Genomic DNA, 1,000 nt, shown 5'->3' with positions numbered 1-1,000 from the left:
GATGAGCTATCAGCAGTAGAGTCGCGCTCAAATTCCATCGCCGATCTTACCGTTTCTCAGCAGCAATCGACCGCAATGATTGCAACAGCGATGACAGAAATGGCTTCTTCCGCTAACCATGTGGCAAGCTCTGCTAGCGACACAGCACGTAATACCGATGAAGCAGATAAACAAAGTCAGCACACTCAATCACTGATCCACAGTACGGTAGATAACATCCAAGGTCTTGCGACTCAGCTGAATACTGCAAGTAAAGCGGTTGCCGATCTCGATCAAGATGTAAACAACATCGTGAAAGTTCTGGATGTAATCGGGGATATTGCGGAACAAACCAACCTATTAGCCTTGAACGCTGCAATTGAAGCAGCCCGAGCAGGCGAACAAGGACGAGGGTTTGCTGTAGTAGCAGATGAGGTGCGTAATCTTGCAGGTCGAACTCAAGACAGCACAAAAGAGATCCAACACATGATCTCGAATCTTCAAGAAGGCTCTCGCAATGCCATTCATACAATGGAAATCTGTGCGGAAACAAGTGAAAGCACAGTAACTGAATCGATGAATGCATCAGAAGCTCTCCAACAGATCGTTACCGCGCTTGAATCTATCACAGCAATGAGTCAGCAAATTGCGACGGCAGCAGCTGAGCAAACGCAAGTCAGTGATGACATTGCACACCGCATAAATCTGATTGAAGAGAGCGGAAGTAAGCTAAATTCAGTGGTAACAGAGAGCCAATCGAGCACCCAAAGTTTGGCCTCTTTGGCAAATGAACTGGAAGGATGGGTGAATAAGTTCTCCGTAAAGCACTAGTTTAAAGTCAATTGTTCACTAAAAAGCACGTTTTTAAACGTGCTTTTTTTGTTTTCGTCGCATTTATTTAGCAAACAAGCTCGTAATTTCTTTCTTAGAAAAGCTTAAACCATGGTGTATCCCTATTTAAAACGCATAAAACCAGCCCACTCCGAGCACATTTTCATCAAACGATATTTTATTTTAATTT

The 1,000-nt window shown here is 43.8% G+C and carries 1 protein-coding gene; it reads left to right on the top strand.

The features are described 5' to 3' along the window. The coding region (locus R7Q38_RS25145) for a methyl-accepting chemotaxis protein (protein ID WP_318114776.1) at positions 1 to 810 on the top strand (810 nt) is incomplete at its 5' end. Between the last annotated feature and the right edge of the window lie 190 nt (positions 811 to 1,000).

The organism is Vibrio sp. Vb0598, assembly GCF_033338935.1.
Classification (GTDB): Bacteria; Pseudomonadota; Gammaproteobacteria; order Enterobacterales; family Vibrionaceae; genus Vibrio; species Vibrio alginolyticus.
Note: the sequence above shows the minus strand (reverse complement) of the source record. Positions and strands in the feature narration are given on the sequence as shown.